Source organism: Testudinibacter crocodili (assembly GCF_006228025.1).
Lineage (GTDB): Bacteria > Pseudomonadota > Gammaproteobacteria > Enterobacterales > Pasteurellaceae > Chelonobacter.
Genome location: NZ_VDHF01000016.1, coordinates 16,203 through 39,731 on the forward strand (window position 1 = coordinate 16,203; position 23,529 = coordinate 39,731).

At 45.5% G+C, this 23,529-nt stretch carries 21 protein-coding genes; 14 read left to right on the top strand and 7 right to left on the bottom strand.

Translation table 11 applies throughout. The annotated features are described in order from the left end of the window. Positions 1-3 precede the first annotated feature (3 nt). Positions 4-1,296, top strand: a complete 1,293-nt coding sequence (locus FHQ23_RS01365) for a PTS sugar transporter subunit IIC (RefSeq protein WP_442805403.1) — start codon at positions 4-6, stop codon at positions 1,294-1,296. Between the two features lie 59 nt (positions 1,297-1,355). Here FHQ23_RS01365 and FHQ23_RS01370 read toward each other — a convergent pair whose 3' ends face one another. The 3 genes from FHQ23_RS01370 to cyaY form a co-directional block, all read right to left on the bottom strand. Next, on the bottom strand, positions 1,356-2,243 hold the full coding sequence (locus tag FHQ23_RS01370; protein WP_139612719.1) for an aldo/keto reductase: 888 nt from the start codon (positions 2,241-2,243) through the stop codon (positions 1,356-1,358). 99 nt (positions 2,244-2,342) lie between these two features. Continuing rightward, a complete protein-coding gene (recQ, locus tag FHQ23_RS01375) occupies positions 2,343-4,184 on the bottom strand; it encodes a DNA helicase RecQ (protein WP_139612720.1) in 1,842 nt (613 codons plus the stop codon). Beyond that, complete coding sequence (cyaY, locus tag FHQ23_RS01380; protein WP_139612721.1) at positions 4,184-4,495, bottom strand: iron donor protein CyaY; 312 nt, start codon at positions 4,493-4,495, stop codon at positions 4,184-4,186. Before cyaY ends, recQ begins: the two co-directional genes overlap by 1 nt. 134 nt (positions 4,496-4,629) lie before the next feature. On the opposite strand from cyaY, the gene lptM reads away from it, so the two are divergent. The 3 genes from lptM (at position 4,630) to FHQ23_RS01395 (ending at position 7,039) form a co-directional block, all read left to right on the top strand. Then, positions 4,630-4,755 carry an LPS translocon maturation chaperone LptM gene (lptM, locus tag FHQ23_RS01385; RefSeq protein ID WP_139612722.1) on the top strand — a complete coding sequence of 42 codons (126 nt, stop codon included), beginning with the start codon at positions 4,630-4,632 and terminating at the stop codon, positions 4,753-4,755. Positions 4,756-4,773: 18 nt separating this feature from the next. Beyond that, positions 4,774-6,036: a diaminopimelate decarboxylase gene (gene lysA / locus FHQ23_RS01390; RefSeq protein ID WP_139612723.1), complete on the top strand. Its 1,263-nt coding sequence runs from the start codon at positions 4,774-4,776 to the stop codon at positions 6,034-6,036. Between the two features lie 175 nt (positions 6,037-6,211). Then, a complete protein-coding gene (locus FHQ23_RS01395; protein WP_139612724.1) occupies positions 6,212-7,039 on the top strand; it encodes a MurR/RpiR family transcriptional regulator in 828 nt (275 codons plus the stop codon). A 129-nt stretch (positions 7,040-7,168) separates the two neighbouring features. Here the strand turns inward: FHQ23_RS01395 and melB are convergent, their stop codons facing one another. Then, positions 7,169-8,542 (bottom strand): melibiose:sodium transporter MelB, encoded by a 1,374-nt coding sequence (gene melB, locus FHQ23_RS01400; protein WP_139612725.1) that lies wholly within the window; start codon positions 8,540-8,542, stop codon positions 7,169-7,171. Between the two features lie 63 nt (positions 8,543-8,605). Continuing rightward, positions 8,606-9,958, bottom strand: coding sequence for an alpha-glucosidase/alpha-galactosidase (locus FHQ23_RS01405; protein ID WP_139612726.1), 1,353 nt, complete (start codon positions 9,956-9,958; stop codon positions 8,606-8,608). A gap of 245 nt (positions 9,959-10,203) precedes the next feature. On the opposite strand from FHQ23_RS01405, the gene melR reads away from it, so the two are divergent. Further along, complete coding sequence (gene melR / locus FHQ23_RS01410; protein WP_267963586.1) at positions 10,204-11,193, top strand: transcriptional regulator MelR; 990 nt, start codon at positions 10,204-10,206, stop codon at positions 11,191-11,193. A gap of 63 nt (positions 11,194-11,256) precedes the next feature. On the opposite strand, the gene iolB is transcribed toward melR, so the two are convergent. Next, positions 11,257-12,078: a 5-deoxy-glucuronate isomerase gene (gene iolB, locus FHQ23_RS01415; protein WP_139612728.1), complete on the bottom strand. Its 822-nt coding sequence runs from the start codon at positions 12,076-12,078 to the stop codon at positions 11,257-11,259. Positions 12,079-12,300: 222 nt separating this feature from the next. On the opposite strand from iolB, the gene FHQ23_RS01420 reads away from it, so the two are divergent. The 9 genes from FHQ23_RS01420 (at position 12,301) to FHQ23_RS01460 (ending at position 22,544) form a co-directional block, all read left to right on the top strand. Further along, a complete protein-coding gene (locus FHQ23_RS01420; RefSeq protein WP_139612729.1) occupies positions 12,301-13,815 on the top strand; it encodes a CoA-acylating methylmalonate-semialdehyde dehydrogenase in 1,515 nt (504 codons plus the stop codon). Positions 13,816-13,903: 88 nt separating this feature from the next. Further along, positions 13,904-15,037, top strand: a complete 1,134-nt coding sequence (locus FHQ23_RS01425) for a Gfo/Idh/MocA family protein (RefSeq protein ID WP_139612730.1) — start codon at positions 13,904-13,906, stop codon at positions 15,035-15,037. Positions 15,038-15,361: 324 nt separating this feature from the next. After that, entirely contained in the window at positions 15,362-16,291 is a 930-nt protein-coding gene (locus FHQ23_RS01430) for a substrate-binding domain-containing protein (RefSeq protein WP_139610484.1), read from the top strand. Positions 16,292-16,345: 54 nt separating this feature from the next. After that, entirely contained in the window at positions 16,346-17,884 is a 1,539-nt protein-coding gene (locus FHQ23_RS01435) for a sugar ABC transporter ATP-binding protein (RefSeq protein WP_139612731.1), read from the top strand. 27 nt (positions 17,885-17,911) lie between these two features. Further along, positions 17,912-18,940, top strand: a complete 1,029-nt coding sequence (locus tag FHQ23_RS01440) for an ABC transporter permease (RefSeq protein ID WP_139610485.1) — start codon at positions 17,912-17,914, stop codon at positions 18,938-18,940. A 256-nt stretch (positions 18,941-19,196) separates the two neighbouring features. Continuing rightward, complete coding sequence (locus FHQ23_RS01445; RefSeq protein WP_139612732.1) at positions 19,197-19,925, top strand: helix-turn-helix transcriptional regulator; 729 nt, start codon at positions 19,197-19,199, stop codon at positions 19,923-19,925. 10 nt (positions 19,926-19,935) lie between these two features. Then, on the top strand, positions 19,936-20,892 hold the full coding sequence (locus FHQ23_RS01450; RefSeq protein ID WP_139612733.1) for a sugar phosphate isomerase/epimerase family protein: 957 nt from the start codon (positions 19,936-19,938) through the stop codon (positions 20,890-20,892). Between the two features lie 9 nt (positions 20,893-20,901). Then, entirely contained in the window at positions 20,902-21,288 is a 387-nt protein-coding gene (locus FHQ23_RS01455; RefSeq protein WP_139612734.1) for a RidA family protein, read from the top strand. Further along, the gene (locus FHQ23_RS01460) at positions 21,288-22,544 is read left to right on the top strand and encodes an MFS transporter (RefSeq protein ID WP_267963587.1); all 1,257 of its coding nucleotides are present in this window, start codon (positions 21,288-21,290) and stop codon (positions 22,542-22,544) included. The genes FHQ23_RS01455 and FHQ23_RS01460 overlap by 1 nt, the downstream gene beginning before the upstream one ends. A 187-nt stretch (positions 22,545-22,731) precedes the next feature. Here the strand turns inward: FHQ23_RS01460 and FHQ23_RS01465 are convergent. Beyond that, positions 22,732-23,529: IS256 family transposase, variant Zn-binding type (locus tag FHQ23_RS01465; RefSeq protein WP_267963588.1), on the bottom strand; the 798-nt coding region annotated here is incomplete at its 5' end.

The window sequence follows — 23,529 nt, forward strand, 5'->3', positions numbered from 1 at the left end:
AAAATGATCCGTTACATGGATAAATACGTCACCCCGACCGCACTTAAGTTAGAAAAACAGCCGCACATTTCCGCTATCCGTGATGGCTTTATCGTGGTTTTGCCGTTCTTGATTGTCGGCAGTTTTATCATGATTTTACTGATTCCGCCTTTTGATCAAAATACCACCAATAGTTTCGGCATCGCTTGGTGGCGTTTTGCCACTTGGGCAAGCGATTACGGCTGGGCATTTTTCCAAATGTCGTTTAATGCGATTTCGTTATTTACCTCCGCCAGTATAGCCTATAACCTCGCCAAGGCTTATAAACGGGAGCCGCTACCGGCAGCGTTTTTATCGGTGATGACGTTTTTACTGATCGCCGCACCGGTGAAAGACGGCGCAATGGACATCAAGTTTTTCGGTGGTATCGGACTGTTTTCTGCGATTTTCGTTGCAATTTACACCGTAGAAGCCACCCGTTTACTAGAATATTTGAATATCCGCATCCGTCTGCCGAAAGAAGTGCCAAGTGCGGTCGCCGAATCGCTGAATATCGTGATTCCGATTTTAGCCATGCTGCTCACCATTTTCCCGTTTTCGATTTATGTTGAACATGCGATGGGAGTCACTATTCCGCAGTTAATCATGGATTATATGGCGCCGTTGATCAAAGTCAGCGATTCGCTTGGGGCGATTATGTTGTTTGTATTTGCTACCCACTTACTGTGGTTCTTGGGCATTAACGGCTCCCTCGTATTAATGCAGCTTTGGACCCCGTTCTTACTGCAAAATATGGCGGCCAATTTGGCGGCGTTACAAGCGGGCGAGCCACTTCCTTTTATTGTTACCAACTCCTTTTGGGATTTTTATATCGTACACGGCGCTTCCGGCGGGGTGATTGCGCTGGCATTTTTACTGGTTCGCAGCCGCTCGGTGCATTTACGTTCAATCGGCAAAATCGGGCTGGTACCGTCTTTCTTCTCTATCGGCGAACCGATTGTTTACGGCGTACCGATGGTGGTCAATCCGCTCTTCTTTATCCCGTTAATTTTTGCACCGATGGCAAATGCAATAATCGCCTATTTGATCTTAGATTTTGACTTGATTCACCGGGTCTATCTGATGGCACCGTGGACAACACCGGCACCGATCGGCGCTTATTTAGTCTCCGGCGGCGATATTTGGGCACCAGTTTTAAGTATCGGATTGATTATTCTGGATATTTTTATCTATTATCCATTCTTTAAAGCCTATGAGCGCCAGTGTGTTAAACGTGAGCAGGAAAAAGATCGCGAGTTAGCCGTGCAACAAGCCTAACTACACTTCTTTATCTGCTCTCAAACAAGAAGCCGCTTAAAACTAAGCGGCTAAAATCCCTAAGGAATATCATGCCCTTGTGCGGCTTTGTAAACTTCAATCCAGTCCTGTTCGCTGAATTGAATCGAGAGCGCATCGACCGCTCTTTGAATTCGGCGCAGTTCGCCGGAGCCGATCACTGGGGTGATTTTTGCCGGGTGACTGAGCAGCCAGGCATAAGCGAGGGTGTCGAGGTGGGTTTCGTTAAAGCGCTGTCCGATGTCGAGTAAGGCTTTGCGTACCCGCACGCCGGCAGGATTGTCTTTGTTAAATAGTTCGCCGCCAGCCAGTGGCGACCATGCCATTGGGCGAATCCGTTTTTCCATTAAATAATCGAGCGTGCCGTCGTCAAACGGGGCTAAATGCAACGGCGATATTTCAATCTGGTTGGTCAGTAGCGGCTGGTCGAGGTAGGATTGTAGCATGCTGAACTTCGACGGGGTGTAGTTGGATACGCCGAAATACCGCACTTTGCCGCTACTGTGCAGATGTTCGAAGGCTTTGGCGACCTGTTCCGGATCAACGCAAGGCGACAGGCGATGAATCAAAAGCACATCGAGATAGTCGCACTGCATTTTGGCGATCGAGCGCTCCGCCGAAGCAACGATGTGTTCGTAGCTGTTATCGTAGTAATGGCTGTCAATGGTCGGAAATTCCTGACTTGGGAACAAGATACCGCACTTGGTGATCAGTGTGATCTCGTGGCGCAAAGATGGTTTTAATTTCAGCGCTTGACCGAACGCTTCCTCGTTGGTAAACGAGCCATAGCAGGCGGCGTGGTCAAAAGTGCGGATCCCCAGCTCGATAACCTGCTCGGTTAATTGCAACAGTTGCTGTGGCGTTAAATTCCACTGTTTTAAGCGCCAATAACCATGAACAAGACGATCTAATTGAAATGCTGTTTTCATTCTTTACCCCTTGGTATCACAAATAGAAATATTGTCAGGAAGCCCTGGAAATCATAACGCAAAGTGCGGTTTGACTACAGCAAGATTACGATTATTTTATCATTCTTGTCGGCTGTTGTTCAGATTGGTTTGGTGCTCTTTAATCAACGCCATAAACGGTTGCGCAAAGCGATCTAATTTGCGTAGCCCTACCCCGTTGATTTGTAACATTTCATTATTGGAGGTCGGCATCAGCTGCGCCATTTCCTGCAGGGTGGCGTCGTTAAACACGATATACGGCGGAATGCTCTCTTTGTCGGCAATCTGCTTGCGCAGAAAACGCAGGCGAGCAAACAGGTCTTTATCATAATCTTTTAAGCTGGAACTTTGACTGCGCTGAATCACCGACATTGATAAACGTGGCGTTGCCAGTGAAAGTGCGGTTTCGCCGCGTAAAATCGGACGGGCGGCTTCGGTCAGGCGCAGTGCGGAAAATTGCATGATATTTTGTTCGATATAGCCCAAATGGATCAACTGGCGGATCACATTCATCCAATACTCTTGGCTCTGTTCTTTGCCGATGGCAAACACCGACAGTTTGTCATGCCCATATTCTTTAATTCGCTGATTCTGCAAACCGCGCAAGATTGCCACCACATAATGTGTGCCGAAATTTTGCCCGATCCGATAAATCACCGACATCACTTTTTGTGCGTCCAGCAAGCCGTCGTAAGATTTGGGCGGATCGAGGCAGACATCGCAGTTTTTACACGGCGTGCTACGGTGTTCGCCGAAATAGTTCAGCAACACCAAACGGCGGCAAATTTGCGATTCAGCAAAGGCGCCCATCGCCTGCAATTTATGTTGTTCAATTTGGCGCTGCGGACTTTCCGGTTTTTCCAATAATATTTTATTCAACCAAGCATAATCCGACGGATCATACAGCAGTACCGCTTCTGCCGGCAGATCGTCACGCCCGGCACGCCCGGTTTCTTGGTAATAGGCTTCAATGCTGCGCGGCAAATCAAAGTGCAGCACAAAGCGCACATTGGATTTGTTGATGCCCATGCCAAACGCCACCGTCGCCACCACCACTTGAATATTATCGCGCTGAAACGCCAATTGCGTGGCTTCACGCTGCTCAATCGTCATGCCGGCGTGGTAAGGCGCACAGCTGACCTTGCGCCGTTGCAGGCTTTCACACAGCTGCTCGGTCTTTTTGCGGCTGTTGCAATATACAATACCGCTCTTGCCCTTTTGCGCCAGCACAAAACGGCACATTTGCTCTACGCCTTTATATTTTTCAACCAAGGTGTAGCGGATATTCGCGCGATCAAAACTGCCAATATAGTGATAGGGTTGGCTTAGATCGAGGTGTTGTAGAATATCCTTACGCGTGGCACTGTCGGCGGTAGCGGTTAGTGCCATCACCGGCACATTGAGGAAACTCTTTTTCAAGCCGCCAAGTGCGGTATATTCCGGACGGAAATCGTGTCCCCACTGTGAGATACAGTGCGCTTCATCAATCGCAATAAAACTAACCCGACACTGGCAGATAAACTGAAAAAATGTGGTGGTCATCACCTTTTCCGGTGAGATGTAAAGCAGTTTTAGTTCGCCGTTAATCGCTTTGTTTTGTACTTGTTGCTGTTCGGCAAACGATTGGGTCGAGTTCAGATAAGCGGCTTCAACCCCGTTACTCAACAGTTGATCGACCTGATCTTTCATCAGCGAAATCAACGGCGAAATCACTAACGTCAAACCGTCAAAACACAGCGCCGGCACTTGATAACACAGCGATTTGCCGCTACCGGTCGCCATCACCACCAAGCTGTCTTGCCCGCTCAACGCCGCTTCAATAACTTGCTGCTGCCCTTGACGAAAGGCATGATAACCAAACACTTGCTGTAACACAGCAAGTGCGGTTTGCAGGGTCGGGGTATTGGATGATTCAGCAGACATTAAGCCACTGTCACCGTTTCACCGTAATATACGCTGAGCGCTTCGCTCAATAACGGAAAAAATGCTTGCTGATCAGCGGTCAGCCACTGCCCGTCACGAAATTTAAAATGATAGCCGCCTAGTTTGCTGGCAAGCCATAGCTCGAGTAACGGTTCTTGCTTATTGATCACAATCTGCTGCCCGTTTTCAAAGGTAATCGAAAACACTGAGCCGTGGCTGTCGCAATCAACGTCAACGCCTTGCTCGTCAAGTTGTTCTTCAATGTAAGACCAGGTTTGTTCAACCTGTTGATGAAATTCTGCTACGTTCATAAAATATCGGTTCTTTACTGAATCAGTGGTGATAAATTATAGTGGCTTTAACACAATTGTGATAGCACAAAGCCACAATTAATGGTAAAAATAGCCGTTATCAATAGAATTGAAAAAGATGAGAGGGAATCAGAATGAAAAAATGCTGGCGCTATCTGTTAGCGGCTTCAATGTTGTTAGTCATCACCGCGTGTGGCGTGAAAGGTCCGCTCTATTTTCCGCAAGAAACGCAACCGACCACCGACTCAACCTCAGAATAGAATATTTCGGATAACCGCATGGACTTTTTTCAATATCAACAAAACCGCCTTATGGCGGAAAACATCGCAGTCAGTGACATTGCTGCACAGTTCGGCACACCGCTGTACATCTATTCCCGTGCTACTTTGGAACGCCACTGGCACGCTTTTGATAACGCTTTCGGCGATCACCCGCATTTAATCTGCTATGCCGTAAAATCCAATTCAAATATTGCGGTGTTGAATGTTATGGCAAAACTCGGTTCGGGATTTGATATTGTGTCACAAGGGGAGTTGGAACGGGTGCTGGCAGCAGGCGGTGACGCCGCCAAAATCGTATTTTCCGGCGTAGCAAAAACGGAACAAGAGATCGCCAGAGCGCTGGAAGTCGGCATTCGCTGTTTCAATGTTGAATCCATTTCCGAATTGAAACGAATTAACCATGTTGCAGGGAAAATGGGCAAAATTGCCCCGATTTCGCTACGGGTCAACCCGGATGTCGATGCCAAAACCCACCCTTATATCTCCACCGGTTTAAAAGAAAACAAATTTGGTGTCAGCGTTGATCAAGCCAGAGCAGTTTACCGTTTGGCACAATCATTGCCTCACATTAACATCAGTGGTATGGACTGCCACATCGGTTCGCAATTAACTGAATTACAACCGTTTTTGGATGCAACAGATCGTTTATTAGTGCTAATGCAACAACTTAACGAAGATGGCATCGAACTACGCCACCTTGATCTGGGCGGTGGCTTGGGCGTGCCGTATCACGGCGAACAACCGCCACATCCGAGTGAATACACCACCGCACTTTTAGCCAAATTAAGCGCCTATCCGCAACTGGAAATTATCCTTGAGCCGGGACGTGCGATCACTGCCAACGCTGGGATTTTAGTCAGCAAAGTCGAATATCTGAAAAGCAATGAATCACGCAATTTTGCGATTGTCGATGCCGGAATGAACGATATGATCCGCCCTGCGCTGTATCAAGCCTATATGGAAATTATCGAAGTTGACCGCACTTTAGCGCAAACCGAACAACGCCAAAGTGCGGTTTACGACATCGTCGGTCCAATTTGCGAAACTTCCGATTTTCTCGGCAAGCAGCGCCAGCTGACAATCGCCGAAGGCGATTTAATCGCACAACGCTCCGCCGGTGCTTACGGTGCCAGTATGTCTTCCAACTACAACTCCCGCCCACGCACCGCCGAAGTGATGGTCGATGGCGACCAGGCTCATTTGATCAAACGTCGTGAAAGTTATGCAGATTTATGGCGCGATGAAAAATTGTTGCCTTAATCGCTTGGTGATAACGCCACTGATTCGTGCAGTGGCGTTAAATTAAGCCGCTAAATTTAAAAAATATTGCAAAAAATAGAGATAATTTTATTCGGTTTATTAAATCATAAAAACTATAATTAATTTTAAAAGCCCTTATAATGTTTAGGTCCGTTTTCTTCCAGAGATAAATGAAATGAATAAATCATTAGAACTTGAACAACTAGAAAGCCAAATTCGAGATCGCTATGACAATCTGAGTAAACGCTTGAAGCAAGTGGCTAAATACATTCTGGATAACTCAAATAGTATCGTATTCGACACCGTGGCGGTGATCGCCGAACGAGCAGACGTTCCGCCGTCCACCTTGATTCGCTTTGCCAATGCGTTTGGTTACAGCGGTTTTAACGAAATGAAACAGATATTTCGCGAAAACCTGATGGAAGAGACGGTTAATTACAGCGAAAGAGCGGTTTTGTTCGATAAAATTGATCCCGAAAACGCCACACAAGGAGCACCAAACGAGATCCTGAATGTGTTTGCTCAAGCGAATAATCAGGCGTTGTTACAATTGGTCAATCAAATCAGTCTTGAGCAGCTTGAAAGTGCGGTTGAGCTGCTGCATTCTGCCAACAATATTTTTATTATTGGGCTAAAACGTTCTTTCAGCGTCGCCAGTTATTTAAATTATGCGTTGCATCATCTGGATTGCCACTCGTATATTATCGACGGCTTGGGCGGCATGTTTGAAGAACAGTTGAATCTGATTAAGCCGGGTGATGTGGTAGTCGCGATCAGCTTTTCGCCTTACGCTAAAGAAACCATTAATATTATGAATGCCGTCGCCAAAAGCGGCGTGAAACAAATTGCCATCACCGACAGCCAAATCAGTCCGCTCGTCGGCTTCAGTGATGTGGCTTTCGTGGTCAAAGAAGCCCAAGTCAGCGGCTTCCGCTCACAATGTGCCACCATGACCTTGGTGCAAACGCTGGCAATCTCACTGGCATTTAAACGCAAAGAGTAAAAGCGTTTTTCCGTGCACGATTTCATTGTGCACGGTTGAGCATCGTTGAGTCTCTCTTAAACTGCTTTATCGACAGCCTGAAACCTGTAGTTTGTCGCTACAGGTTTTTTTATGGTTTAAGATAACTGGTTAGTCGGTGACACGGTACTTATCCAGCAAGCGGATATTCACTTTAGCCAATAAATCGCCGTGTAATTTGTAATAACGGAAATAGACACATAATTTAATCACATAGAACAAAATCGGTAAGGCGATCATAATCATTTCCATCCAAAAAATGGTTTCCGGGGTTTGGGCGACATTCGGCACATAATGAATCGCCGTCAGTAGCACCCCGATCAAAAAAGCTGATACCGCAGAACCGGCTTTGACCACCATGGTTTGTACCGCATAGGCGATACTTTCGGAGCGGATACCCAGTTTATATTCACCGTAATCTACCGTATCTGCCACCATGATCACTTGCAATGTCCAAAATAGAGCGCTACCGATTTGCATAAAGACACCAGCAGTGATGATTAAAGCGATGTTGCCGTGATCGACGATACCTGTGTATGCCAAAATGGCACAGCTTAAAATGGAGAAGATTGAAATACTCGCCCATAACGTTTTGCGTGAAAATAGTTTGGCTAAACGGGCGAACAATATGATGACGGCCAGATTGGCGATACCGGCATACGACATATAGTATGGAAATAATTCTTTATCGCCGACAACATAGGTAAAGTAGTACACCGCAAAGCCTGAGATAATATTACCTGCAATGTTATAGCAAAGCGCCATCACTAATAGACTGGAGAGTTGATCATTTCTAGGTATCAGAGAGACCAAGGTTTTCAACGGAATTTTCTTAGCCGTTTGGTTAGTGCCTTCAAGATTGTCCGAAGAGTATTTTTCGTGGACATTGGCAAGTGTGATAATAGTCGAAGCAATGAAGAAAGCGATGATGACAAGGGTAAACATGCGGAAACCATAGCCTTTGTCCTCTCCACCGACATAATCGACAAACGGCATACATATTCCAGCGGTGACGAAGCCGGCCAGGCTGGCAAAGAAGCGGGGGTAAGGCACGAGTTCTTCACGTTCGCGCTGCTCCAGCGTTAAGGTCGGGGTTAATGACCAAAACGGAATATCCATGAGGGTATAAGTCATGCCCCAAAGAATATAAGTGACTGCAATATAAACAAGTTGTGCCGTGCCACTAAAGAAGTCCGCACAAAACAGAGAAAACAGTGCTATAGAATTGACAATGGTGCCGATTAAAATCCAAGGTTTGAATTTTCCCCAACGGGAGCGGGTGCTATTAACAATCCAACCCATAATCGGGTCATTTAATGCATCCCACACCCGTGCCACCATAAAGATGGTGCCGACAATTGCCGCACTGACACCCAGCACATCGGTGTAGTAATACATCAGGTACATATACACAATGCCGATAGCAAAATCTTTACCGTAGGCACCGAGTCCGAAGCTGATTTTGGTTTTCATTGATAAGCTCATAACACATCCTTTTATTTTGACGAAATGCCGAGCATCCCGGCACTTCCGATTAATGTCAGGTGATTAACGATAGATCCATTGCGGCATCCAGTCTTTATGCGCCAGCAATAACTCATCAACCAAACTGTAAATCTCATCCAACCCTAATGCGGCGGCGGTGTGCGGATCGAGCATGGCTGCGTGATAAATACGATCACGATTTTCGGTCAGGATAGCTTCAGTGGTGAGCCGCTGTACATTGATGTTGGTTTGCATTAGTGCGGCTAAATGGTTCGGTAATAAACCAACTTTAGTGGGTTGGATACCGTTGGCATCGACCAAGCAAGCCACTTCAACACAACAACCTTGCGGCAAATTATCAATCAGTGTGGTATTTTGCACATTGCCGTAAATCACACTCGGCGCGCCGGTCCAGATAGAATTAATAATCGTGCTGGCATATTCACGCGATTCCGGCATTTGAATGCTGTCAGCTTGTTTGTATTTTTCCAGATCGCTTTTCCAAGCGGCGATTTGTTCAACGCAACGTTTCGGGTATTCGTCTAACGGCACTTGGTAGCGCGCGATTAAGTCAGGACGGTTAGGCTTAATGAAATATGGCGTGTATTCGGCAAAGTGCTCAGAGGATTCAGTGACGAAATAACCTAATTTTTTCAGCATTTCGTAGCGGACAAGATTATTACAGCGAGGATTATCATCCATACGCGGTTTTGGTGCCTGTCCTGTTGCAAACGCCTTTAACAGATCAGGATAAATACTGACATAACTGCCGTCCGCTAAGCGTTTTTCCAGATTTAAGTAAAATGCCATATGATTGATCCCGGCGCAGGTGTAGCGCAAATCGTCCGGGCTCAGCTCCAAATCATGCGCCAATTCTTCAGCAGTTCCCTGCACCGAATGGCAAAGCCCGACCTGTTTGATATGCGGATATTTTTCATACATTGCCCAAGTATTCATCGCCATCGGGTTGACATAGTTCAGCATGGTGGCATTTGGGCACACTTCAGTCATATCTTCACAGATTTGCCATAAGTGCGGTATGGTGCGCAGCGCCCGCATGATACCTCCAACGCCGAGCGTATCGGCAATAGTCTGTTCTAAGCCGTATTTCTTACAAATTTCAAAATCGGTGACGGTACAAGGCTCATAGCCGCCAATTTGAAATGCCACTACCACAAAATCCGCATCACGCAGCGCTTCTTTTTGATTGGCATAGCATTCGATACTGCCATTTGCTCTGGCGGATCGCATCAATTTATCGATCACAAACTGTGATTCCTGCAAACGTGTTTGGTCGATATCCATCAGTGCGATTTTCGCCTGTTTCAATGCCGGTTTATGGAAAATATCACTCAGAATATTTTTCACAAAAATGGTTGAGCCGGCGCCGATAAAGGTAATTTTAGGTGCATTCATATAGATTTACTCCTTTAGTGGTGAGTTGTCATTTGAATTCTATCTTCATCATGACATTACTGATTTAAAGAAGTCGCTTCGAATTATCGGATAAAATTCCTAAAAGCTCATTTTTATGGATCATCACGACATAATCTGAAGTTTCAGGATTATTTAGTGGAAAAATACTATTTTGCATATGATAAAAATGTTAGCCTTAATCGCAATAAAGAGAGATTTTGGCGTGATAACCAATGAAAAAAACGATGTTACAAACCACACGCTTTAAAGCGGTGGACGGCGATACCTTTGGTAGCGAAAGCATTAGTCCATTGGCACTGTATTCTGATAACCAGCCGTTAAGGGTAAATCTGCAATATCCACCGGCTGCCATGCCGGGCTATCACTGGCATGGTCATATGGAGATCAATATTCCGTTCGATGACGATGTAGACTATATTTTTAACGGTCACAACGTGACGATAAAGGCAAACCATATCACCCTATTTTGGGCTTCGGTTCCGCATCGTGTGGTCGATTGTCGGCAATGCAAGGCAATGGCGGTGTTGGACGTGCCAGTGCATCTGTTTCTGTCTTGGCCGCTGCCGCAAGATTTAATCAACCATATTACTCACGGTATGATTATCCAGTCGTTGAATCCAGATCTCGTCAGCCAATTTGAAGTGGCACGTTGGGAAAAAGAGTTAAAAATGCCAACCTTGAGTCGTCAGCAGCTGGTTTATGATGAAATCGAATTGATGATAAAACGGATCGCCTTGGACGGCTGGCAATTACTGTTGGAAAAAGTGTATGAACCGAACGGCCAGCAAAAATCGTCTAAACACACTCAACACTATGTCAGCTTAATGCTTGATCATATTGCCAGCCATTACAGCAAGTCTTTAACCGTGAGCGATGTGGCAAGTGCGGTCGGATTAAATACCAATTATGCAATGGGACTATTCCAAAGCGTGATGCAGCTGACGATTAAGCAATACATCACCATGATGCGAATTAACCACACCAAAGCCCTGTTGAGCGATACCGATAAGACGATGTTAGATATTTCATTGACTGCAGGATTCAATTCCATCAGCCGGTTTTATGATAATTTTCAGAAATATACCGGCTTTTCACCAACCCACTATCGCAAAATGATTCGCTCTAATGATAAATGGTTATCGCAGGGGTTTAACCCGACCGAGCAACCGAAAAAAGGGGCTAGTAATGGGGAGGCTTTAATTGCGAGGGTTTAGTTTTAAAAAATAGTGAGCGGCTAAAAAGTTAGCCGCTCAGCTGCAAAGAAAGGAGAAGCATAATTACCTAAACTTTCGCGCATATTCTTCACTGTTGATCCATTGATGATCCTGCTCCCAGCTGAAACGCCATTTGCGTACCGGACCTGCCATCACATTCAAGTAATAGTTGTTATAACCCGCAATGGTTGACACCGGATGGTAGCCTTTCGGCACTTTGACCACATCGCCATCGTAAACCGCCATACATTCGTCCAAAGTGCGGTCTTCCGTATAAACCCGTTGCAGGCAGAAGCCCTGTTGCGGCTCGAAACGGTGATAGTAGGTTTCTTCCAGATAGGTTTCGTTGTCTGAGTTTTTTTGATCATGTTTATGGCTTGGAAACGAACTGGTGTTGCCTTCGTCAGTAAACACTTCGACCACCAATAAACTGTCGGCGGCTTCGGTTTCCGGCAGAATATTGTGTACCAAGCGTTGATTATTGCCGAAACCGCGTTTTTCCACCCCGACATCTTGCGGTTTAATCACTCGAATCGGCAGGTTTCCGCTGCTCGGCGCGCGGCAAATCGCCAGTTCCAGCTCGGTATCGGCAATCACACGCACTTGTTTATGATGCGGTACATACAACGAATACGGCGGAATCCGCTCAAAAGGCGAAGTGCGGTTGCCTAGATGTTCGAAAATTTTGCCATCGACCGCAAATGAAGCGTAACCGGACACCACCACAAAACAAACTTCCGTATTTTCAGTGTTGATTTCCTGCGATTGACCGGCGGACAGATGCAGCAGTTCGAAACCGACGTATTCCCAATTGGCGTTTTGCGGGGTGATTTGTTGGCGAAAGCCGTTATTAATGGCATTGGATTTGGACAGTAATGGGCTCATGACTAACCTCTGTTTTAGCGTCTGTGGTTCTTTTAAGCAAAAGTATAAGCGACAATCGGCTTTTGCTGAACCAGATCTTTTGCAAGATTCTACTTAGATCACAAAAAATGAAATAAAAATTTCATTTTAGGCGGTTTTCGATTGAAAAAAATATTTCATAGCGGTATTGTATCCCTGAAATATGCCTTAATTGCCATCAGCCGATTTGTATCGAGGAGAAATATGAGCCAGTTTATTCCAAATTTTATCAATGGTAAAACCGTTGAAAGTCAAAGCGCCCGTTTAACACCAGTGTTCAATCCGGCGACCGGTGAACAAACCAAACAAGTTAAATTGAGTACTGCCGCTGAGGTGGATTCCGCAATTGCCGCCGCCCAAGCCGCTTATGCAGATTGGTCGCAACAATCTCCGCTACGCCGTGCTCGAATTTTATTTAAATTTAAAGAATTATTGGAAGCCAATTTTGATGAGCTAGCCAAATTGATCACCAGTGAACACGGCAAAATCTATTCCGATTCAATCGGTGAACTAACCCGTGGCTTGGAGGTGGTGGAATTCGCCACCGGCATACCGCACTTGTTGAAAGGCGAGTTCTCCGCCAATGTCGGGCGCGGCATCGACACCCATTCAGTGATGCAGCCGCTGGGTGTCGTGGCTGGGATTACACCGTTTAACTTCCCGGCGATGGTGCCGATGTGGATGTTCCCGATTGCGTTGGCATGCGGCAATACATTTGTCTTAAAACCATCAGAAAAAGATCCGTCGCTGTCGATTCGTTTGGCAGAGTTGCTGCAACAAGCCGGTTTACCTGACGGGGTGTTCAACGTGGTGCAGGGCGATAAAGAAGCGGTGGATATTCTGTTGCGTGACCCACGTATTCAAGCCGTCAGTTTTGTCGGTTCAACGCCGATTGCCCAATATATCTACGAAGTCGGTTCGGCGCACGGCAAGCGAGTGCAGGCATTGGGCGGCGCCAAAAACCACGCCTTGATCATGCCGGATGCAGATATTGAAATGACAGCGAATGCGTTGTTGGGTGCGGCTTTCGGTGCTGCCGGCGAACGTTGCATGGCGCTATCGGTTGCGGTCACCATTGACGATGCTGTAGCCGATGCGATTGTCAATAATCTGAAACCAAAAGTAGCAGCGTTGCGTATCGGTCCGGGCGTGTTGCCGGAAGGACAGAAAGAAAACGATATGGGACCGTTGATCTCAAAACCGCACTTGGAAAAAGTGTCAGGCTATGTTGATCAAGGTGTAGCTGCTGGGGCAACACTCGTCGTAGACGGACGCAATTACAAAGTTGCCGGGCATGAGAACGGCTATTTTATCGGTGGCAGTCTATTCGATCATGTCACAACCGAGATGAGCATCTATCAAGAAGAGATTTTTGGACCAGTATTATGTGTGGTCAGAGCCAAAGATTATGCCAGTGCAATGAAGCTGATCAACGATCACCAATACGGCAACGGCAGTGCCATTTTCACCAGTGACGGCGATGCCGCCAGACAATACAGCCAAGATGTGCAAGCCGGCATGGTCGGGATTAACGTGCCGATTCCGGTACCAATTGCCTACCATTGCTTTGGCGGTTGGAAAGCCTCGATTTTCGGCGCATTGAATGTATACGGCCCTGATGGTGTGCGTTTCTATACTCGTATGAAAACCATCACCAGCCGCTGGCCAAATCATAATGTGCGGGAACAAGGCGCGGCATTTAGTATGCCGACATTGTAACCATTTATGGTGAGTACAACGAAGGGACAACTAAGAGGGCGGATTGAATATCCGCCTTTTTTAAAGCGATAAAGGTAAGGAGAACAAAATGAATACCGTCAGAATCGGACTGATCGGCACCGGTTATATCGGACGCTGCCACGCAATTGCCTACGCACAGGCTCCCACTGTTTTTAATTTACAGGGCAAATTAGTGCTGGAATATCTGGCAGAAATCACCCCAGAGCTGGCCGCACAAAAAGCACAGGAGTTTGGCTTCAAACGCTCTTCTGGCGATTGGCGTGATGTGGTGCGTGACCCGAATGTGGATGTAGTGGATATTTGTACGCCCAATTTTTTGCACCGCGAGATTGCGCTGGAAGCGATTAAACACGGCAAACACGTGTATTCAGAAAAACCGTTGGCGCTAACCGCACTTGAAGCCAAAGAGATGTATGATGCCGCCACCCAAGCTGGGATTAAAACGTTGGTCGGATTTAACTATATGAAAAATCCCACCAGCCAATTGGCAAGAGAGATTATTCGCAACGGTGAAATCGGTGAAGTCATTCATTTTTACGGCACCCACAATGAAGACTATTTAGCCAGTCCGAACACCCCGATCGACTGGCACTGTTATCGGGCAAAGGCCGGATTGGGCGCACTGGGCGACATTGGCGCACATATTGTCAATATGGCGCAATATTTGCTGGGCGAAGATATTGTTAGTGTCAGTGGCGATCTGCAAACCGTGATCAAACAGCGCCCGGATCCACAAGACCGAAGCAAACTGGTTCAGGTTGAAAATGAGGATCAAGCAAGTAGTCTATTGCGTTTTGCCAGTGGGGTGATGGGCACGATTGAAACCTCAAGAATCGCCTGTGGACGTAAAATGGGCTTAACCTATGTAGTGACCGGTACCAAAGGCACGATCAGTTATACCCAAGAACGAATGGCGGAATTGAAGCTATATTTGCATGACGATAACCCAGCACGCCAAGGCTTTAAAACGCTACTCACCGGGCCGCTGCATCCTGACTACAAACCGTTTTGTATCAGTGCTGGTCATGGTATTGGTTTTAATGATCAAAAAACCGTTGAAATCCGCGATTTAATCCTTGGTTTAACCGAAGGCAAGCCGATGTGGCCTGACTTTGCGGAAGGCTATAAAGTGTCGCGAGTCTTAGAAGCCATTGCCAAATCTGCCGTAACCAAAGCATGGGTTGATGTCTATTCCGAATAAAGGCAACGATCAAATTTCAGCAGATCATAGACAATTTTTATGATCTGCTTAACAAAATTGAAACAAATTTTCCAATATTATTGACAGCATTTCAGGTAATGCTATTCTTCATTTCGAAATGAACCAAACATTTCAAATATTAGAAATTATTGATTTTTTATTCTAAATTAAATAAATCGCCCTTTAACGTCGTATCCGAAACCGCCTGTCTTTTCACGACTATTTAGTCAAGACCAGGCAGTTTCAGTTTTAAATACCATGACGTAGCTATGATTGATGTTTCTAATCGTATTATGTCACGTCCAAATATTATGAGGTGAATATATGAAAACAAGTCGTAAATTAGCCCTTTCTTTGTTAACGCTTGGCTTAGCGTTTAATGTTTATGCAAAAGATGAATTGGTAGTTTTCAGCCTGCCGAACTTATCCAGTCCATTTGAAGTGCAACTCTCCAAATCCGCGATGAATACCGCGAAAGAATTACAAGTCAATTTACAAGTTCTGGACGGGCAAAGCAGCTCCACCAAGCAAGCCGCCGACTTGGAAAATGCAATTACCAAAGGCGCAAAAGGAATTATCATCGCCCCTAACGATGTCAATGCGATTGCCGCCGCAGTAGAAGAGATTATCGACGAAAAAATCCCAACCGCAACGCTGGATCGTAAAGTACAAAGCAGCGAGCCAATACCGCACTTTGGTGCCAATAACTACACCGGCGGACAAGAAATCGCCAACGTCGTGAAAGGAAAATTCCCGGACGGTGCCAATATCATTTTGCTAACCGGACAACCAGGATCCAGCTCCAATATCGAACGGATGAACGGCATTCGTGATGGGTTAAAAGATGGCAAATACAACATTTTAGTCGATCAAACCGGCAATTGGTTACGTTCCGAAGGATTGCGGATTATTGAAAGTGTGCTACCAACCCTGAAACAAAAACCGGATGTTATTTTAGCCGCTAACGACGATATGGCTTTAGGGGCAATTGAAGCGCTGAACGGACTTGGCTATAAAGCCGGTGATATTTTGGTCACCGGATTTGATGCCGGCCCGGAAGCTTTGTCTCGTATTAAAGAGGGTTGGTTATACGCTACTGCCGATCAACGCCCAAGTTATGCGGTCAAAACCGCACTTGAGCAAGTCGTCGCCAAAGCGCGCGGTGGTGCAGAGGTTAAAGGACTGGATTTCGCCCCGACGGTGATCACGCAAAGTAACTTAAATGACGCAGAGCGAATCGGAGAAGTGAAATAAATCAATTTCCGGCTGCACTATCCAGCATATTGCAGCCGGATCTGAGAGGTCTATATGTCAGCCCCTTTATTAAAAGTCCAGAATCTTACCAAAAGTTTTTCAGGCATCTTGGCACTGAACGGTGTGAAATTACAGGTTGCTGCCGGGGAAGTCCATGCCTTGTTGGGTGAAAACGGTGCCGGAAAATCTACCTTGCTGAAAGCCTTATCCGGTGCACAGCCGCAAACCAGTGGCGAGATCATTTTCAATGGTAAAACCTTGGATATCAACGACAGCCCGCACGCCAGACAGCTACAAGGCATCGTCACTATTTATCAAGAGTTCAATCTGTTGCCGAATATGACGGTAGCGGAGAATTTTTTCCTTGGGCGTGAACCATTAACCAAAGGCATCTTTGTTGATCGCAAAAATCTCGAACAAGAAGCCAAAATGGTGCTGGATAATCTCAAACTCAATATCTCACCCAATGCACAGGTGGCGCAATTGAGCGTCGCACAACAACAAATGGTTGAAATTGCCCGTGCTTTAACCTTGAATGCCAAGCTAATTATCATGGACGAACCCTCTGCGGCATTGAGCGATAAAGAGGTGGAAACCCTGCATCAAATTGTGCGTGATCTAAAATCCCGCGGGGTCAGCATTATTTATGTCACCCACCGCCTCAACGAAGTATTTGCGCTATGCGATCGTTTCACCGTTTTCCAAGACGGCAAATATACCGGTGAAGGCAACGTTGCCGAAACTAATGTAGATGAAATTATCCGTATGATGGTCGGACGTAATGTCATCTTCAACCGCCGCCCGTCAAGCGAAACCCAACATAAAGATAAACCGGTGGTGCTATCCGTCCGTCATCTAAAAAAAGAAAAACCACAAATGGATCCACACGGTATTGCACTGCACGATGTCAGTTTCGACATCCATCAAGGTGAAGTGTTGGGGATCGCCGGCCTGGTCGGTGCAGGACGAACCGAAATTGCGCGTTGCCTGTTTGGCGCCGATCACTACCAATCAGGCGAAATAACCCTCAACGGCAAATCTTATCATGCCAACTCCCCATTGGAAGCGCTGGATCTAGGTGTTGCGCTGGTGCCGGAAGACCGTAAAAAAGAGGGACTGGTGCTCGGCTTACCGATTCGCACCAATATGACGCTTTCCAATTTAAAAAATCTGCTCACCATGAAATGGTTTGTGAATGAGAACCGTGAGACGGATTTGATCGAATCCTACCGTCAAGCACTCAGTATCAAAATGGCAAGCACCTCCTTGGAAGCGCGCAAACTATCCGGCGGAAATCAACAGAAAATTATTCTTGCCCGCTGTATGTCATTAAATCCAAAAGTATTAATTGTTGACGAACCGACGCGCGGCATTGATGTCGGCGCAAAATCCGAAGTGCATCAAGTGCTGTTCGATATGGCGAAAAAAGGGGTTGCCGTGCTGGTGATCTCCTCCGACTTGCCGGAAATCATGGCGATTTCCGACCGGATTATCACCCTTTCGGAAGGAAAAGTGACCGGTGAGATCCACGGTGATGATGCCACCGAAGAAAAATTGATGTCAATGATGGCGATCGGTGTAAACCGGCATTAAGCAGCCTTGTAAGATAAGGAAAGTATTATGTTTGAGAACATGCTAAAAAATTTAGGAATTGTGGACGAAAATGGTAAAAAAGACCCGATTGCCTTTTTCGAGCGATTTGGGGTGCTGGTTTTTCTGGTATTTTTGATTATCTTTTTCCAATTCCAAAACAGTGCGTTTTTATCTGAACGCAATATCTTTAACATCCTGACCGAAGTATCGATTTTCGGCATCATGGCGGTCGGCATGACTTTCGTGATTTTAACTGCAGGAATTGACCTTTCCGTCGGCTCAGTGCTGGCGGTGTGTGCAATTTTTGCCGCCCACGTGATTAAAGGCGACAACACCGTCACTGTCGAACCCGGTGCTTGGGGCGGCATGAGTTGGTTAGTCGGCTTGGGAATCTGTTTGGCGATGGGAACTTTCATCGGCTGGCTGCATGGCTTAGGCGTGACCAAATTGAAAATTCCACCGTTTATCGTCACCTTAGGCGGCATGACTATTTGGCGTGGTCTGACCTTGGTGATTAACGACGGTGCGCCGATCGCCGGTTTTGACCAAGGCTACCGCTGGTGGGGGCGTGGTGATCTGCTAGGGGTGCCGGTTCCGGTGGTGATCTTTGCCATTGTCGCCATTCTCGGCTATATCGCACTACACAAAACCCGCTGGGGACGCTATGTCTATTCCGTCGGCGGCAACCCAGAAGCCGCTCGCTTGGCTGGTGTCAACATCAACCGCACTTTGATCAGCGTCTATGTGGTCATCGGCGCACTGGCAGGTCTGGCTGGTTTTATCTTAAGCGCCCGCTTAGGCAGCGCCGAATCCGTTGCCGGGGTGGCATTTGAGCTACGGGTTATCGCTTCCGTGGTCATCGGCGGCACCTCACTAATGGGCGGCTATGGCCGCATCACCGGCACCATCTTCGGCTCGATTATCATGGGTGTCCTGATCAACGGATTAGTGCTAATGGACGTCTCCGCCTACTACCAACAAATCATCATGGGCGCGATTATTATCCTCGCAGTATCGTTCGATACTTATGCAAAAAGTCGGAGAGGCGCGGTTTAATTAGCCTGAGTTTAATATTCTAAAAGCGTTAGAACAGCCGAATCAGAATGAATATTTCTATTCGGCTTTTTCTTATTTTTATTTCTTCTTATTGCCGTTTAGCAATCTCACCATAATTTTCCGCTTATCCCCTGTATCTCCATACAACTATTCTTCGATCATGATCACATAATCAATTAAAGTTGATTGTATAAAGACATAAAATCAACTTTAATTGATTTTATGATTTTCAATAAAAAATATTTGAGTGAGTAACATGGTACAACTAAATCAAACACGGGATTTTCCAACACTAACCTATCCTTTAACACTGGTTGATAAACAGATTTTGCGCTCGCAGGAACCGGTTTTGACGATGCTAAAAAATCTATTGGGCAATGATTGCGAAGTGGTGCTGCACTCTTTAGCCGATTTGCAATGCTCGGTGATCAAGATAGTGAATTCTCATTTGACCGATAGAGCGGTCGGCGCACCTATCACCAGCACGGCCTTAAATATGTTGAAACAGATGACGGAAGAAAAGACATTTGTGACCGATGCCTATTTTACCCATTCTAAAAATGGACAAAAAATGCGCTCCATCACCCAAGCCGTGCTGGGTGAAAACGATCGCATTATCGGGTTGCTCTGTGTCAATTTAAGCCTTGATACACCATTACACGATTTTATGTCTTTTTTATTGAGTACAAATACGGCTCAAGCGCAATCGGCGGCAGCCCATGACATTAAAAACCACGAAATTAAAAACGGGGAACTGTTTGCAGAGAATATCGACGACTTATTTAATCAGACGGTTGAGAAAGTCATCAGCAGAATCAACCATGATCCGACTATCGGTGTAAATAATAAAAATAAACTAATTATCGCCGAGCTTTACCAGCAGGGGCTGTTCGAATTGAAGGGGGCAACCAAAGCCATTGCCAATTTATTGGGAATTTCAACCCACACCGTATATTTACACTTACGCAATTGTTCCGGCGCATAGGGAGTCAGCAATGAAATTCGGATTGGAAACAGAGTCTTGCCATCTTCTTTTTCAACATCGGCAAATGGATGTATTCTCTTTTATTCAAAAAACATGGGAATTGGGATTGAGCGGCGTCGAATTAAATATTATTCCCGACCTGAATCTTCATCCGCAATTCGGCGTGCTAGACGGTGATCAAAAAACCTATTTGCACCGCATAAGGGAAACGATTGAAAAGTATAATCTTTATTGCGAAATAGATACCCGATTTTGTGATACGGAAAGTTTAGCGCCAGCATTGAAAATTGCCAATGAACTGGGAGCCGATGTGGTGCGAACCTATGTCAGCAGCGGTAAATTTAATCCGCAACGGATGGCCAAAGCCCCGACTCAACTCAAAGCGATCGTACCGTTACTTAAGAAATACCGCATTAAATTGGCATTGGAAAATCACGAACACGAAACATCACAAGAAATTATCCGTATTATCGAAGCGGTAAACAGTCAATGGGTCGGCGCACATTGCGATATTGGTAATTCTATGATGGCGTGGGAAGATCCGGTTGAAGCGGTCAAAGCACTGGCGCCTTATACCTATTCCACCCATTTTAAAGATCACATCGTGATCATGCATGATGATACTCCAGTTGTATGCGGCGTACCTATCGGGCAGGGAAGCATCGATATTGATCAATGTTTTAAAATTTTACTGGAAGATTCTCCGATTACACACATCAATATCGAAAATTGCTATCCCTATTGCGCCAATTTTGCACGCCCGAAAGGTACGGGAGGCATGGATACTTTTAGCGGTGCTTTTCAAATCAAACTGCCCCCTTTCGCCGAGAGCCTAATCAAACCTTTAGACTACTATTATCCCCACAAAATTTCTTCACAAGCACAGGCCATCCTTACTCAAGCACAATTGGATGGGCTGAAAATCTCAATTGATGCCCTACATCACTTAAAACAAAAATATTGTTAAGGAAAAATAATGAAACAGATTATCCACACCGCACTTGCGCCACCGGCGATCGGACCTTATGTGCAAGCAGTCAAAGTTAAGGACTGGCTGTATATTTCAGGTTGCATACCGATTACAGCAGACACCGGCAACATGGTTGCTGGCGCTATCGAAGAACAGACCCACCAAGCGCTAAAAAATCTGGAAGCTATTTTAACGGCAGCTGGCGGCTGTAAAAAAGATATTGTAAAAACAACCTGTTTTTTAACAGATATTGAGCGGTTTAATTCGTTTAATCGGATCTATGCGGATTACTTCGAGAATGAATATCCTGCCCGCTCCTGCGTTGAAGTTTCACGTTTGCCTAAAGATGCACTCGTCGAAATAGAAGCCGTCGCTTATCTGGGGAGAGCATAATGATGGACAGAACAACAGGATTATTTGCCAACAAATGGGTACAACTGGGCTTTTTGGTACTTGGCGGCGGTACGATTTATAAACTTTCTAGCATTAAAGATGTTTTCTATGTGCCGATGCAGCAAGATTGGGGGTTGAGCAATACCGAAATCGGTTTAGGTTTCACTTTTTATGCTATTGTACAAACAATCGGCTATTTTTTCTCAATGTATCTCGCTGATCGTTTTTCAAAAAAATATTTGCTGCCGGCAGGGCTGTTGGGGGTTGCTGCTTGCGGACTTTACCTATCCACGCTTCCTTCATTTACTGGCTATGTTTTTGCGTTTGCCGGACTGGCTTTTTTTGGAGAAGTCGTCTATTGGCCAGTGCTACTCAAAGCGGTACGGTTACTCGGCACAAAAGAGGACCAAGGCAGATTATTCGGCTTTTTAGAGGCCGGGCGCGGCGTTGTCGATGTGATTGTCGCTTTCGGCGCCTTGGGTATCTTTGTCTTGTTCGGTGAAGGCAAAGCCGGTATGCAAGCGGGTATTCTCTACTATACATTCATGACCGCACTTGTCGGCGTAGTAACTTATTTCTTGGTCGGCGACGAAGATCACATTAAAGTCACCGCTAGAGACAAGTCAGCCAATGCGAAAGTTTTCAGTGGTATTCTTTATGTGATTAAAGATGTTAATACTTGGCTCGCTGCATTTGTTATTTTCTTTGTGTATTCTTCCTATACCGGTCTGACTTATTTTATCCCATTCTTAAAAGATATTTACGGTTTACCGGTCGCATTAGTCGGCGCTTACGGCATTATCAACCAATACGGTTTAAAAATGATTGGCGGGCCGCTCGGCGGTTTTTTATCGGATAAAGTATTCCACTCGCCGTTAAGATATTTGCAAACTGCATTTATCGTGGCGTTTGTCAGTATGATCCTTTTTATTCAATTGCCGCACGAATCAATGAGTGTTTATCTCGGCATGACGGCAACATTAGGCTTCGGTGCGATTATTTTTACGCAAAGAGCGGTCTTTTTTGCGCCGATGGAGGAGATCGGTGTGCCAAGAGAATATGCCGGTTCTTCTATGGCGTTAGGTTGTTTAATCGGTTATATGCCGTCAATGTTCGGCTATACGCTATACGGCTATATGCTGGATAATTATCCCGGCATTACCGGCTACAATAATGTTTTTTATATTATGTCCGCGTTCAGTTTACTTGGATTTGGCTGTGCAACGATGTTGATCCGCCGTATGAGAAGCGCATAATAATTGAATATACCGCACTTATCAGTAAATCATAAGTGCGGTATATGTTAATCAATAGGGTCTGTTGATGTTTGTTTATATTTCAAATAGTTGAAATGCGGCATAGTAGACAAAAAGGTTGGTAATTTTTTAGACACCATGCCCTATTGGACAAAAAGGTTGGTTTTGGGTATTTTATATACTAAAATCAACTCTTTTTATTCAAAAAGTCCTGAATAAACATAATCTTATTTCGTCGGTTCAACCCATTATGTACCGATAATTTTTGCTTTAATTCTTTGAATAATCCCTCCAACCGATTTGTCGTCTTCTCTACCCGTAATTCAGGGTATTTCTCAAAGGTAAACAGGTAGTCCATGTAACGTTTAATACTGGCGTAAGCTCCTCGTAGCTTGCGATGTTTGTAGGGATATTTCCCCTTGCTGTCGGGGATTTCAGACCGTTCTTCCAAATAGGCTTTATGCCGTAAAAACCAATGATGTAAGCGGACATAAAATTCATTTTTGTGACTATTTTTCAACGTTTTTACCAAGGCTTTCAGCTCTTTTCCGGCAACCGATTTAGGATTTCTTGTCAGCTTTCTGATGACCATCGCAACCAAGTGAAATTGGCACATTTGAGTAGGCGTATCAAAAATATCTTTTAACAATCCACGTCGACCATCACAAGTAATCGATTGAATAATAAATCCTTTTTCACGCAATCGATTAATTGCTTTGGTGTAGTAAACATCTTTCTCTGTACGAACTATTTGGTGATAAACGACCTTTTTAGCACATGAATCCATTATCACTAATACGCCAAATTGTCGCCCGAAAAACGTGACGTCCATAATCAGATTCAACGTCTTTACTTGTGGCTCATTTAGGGCTGTTTTGGGCGCTTTTTTCAGGTGTCTTTGGATAGTTCGGACGGCGCAATTGTAGCTTATGGAAAGTTGTTTGTAGGTCTGTTTTCCGACGGTATAGTCATACCAGATTTGGGC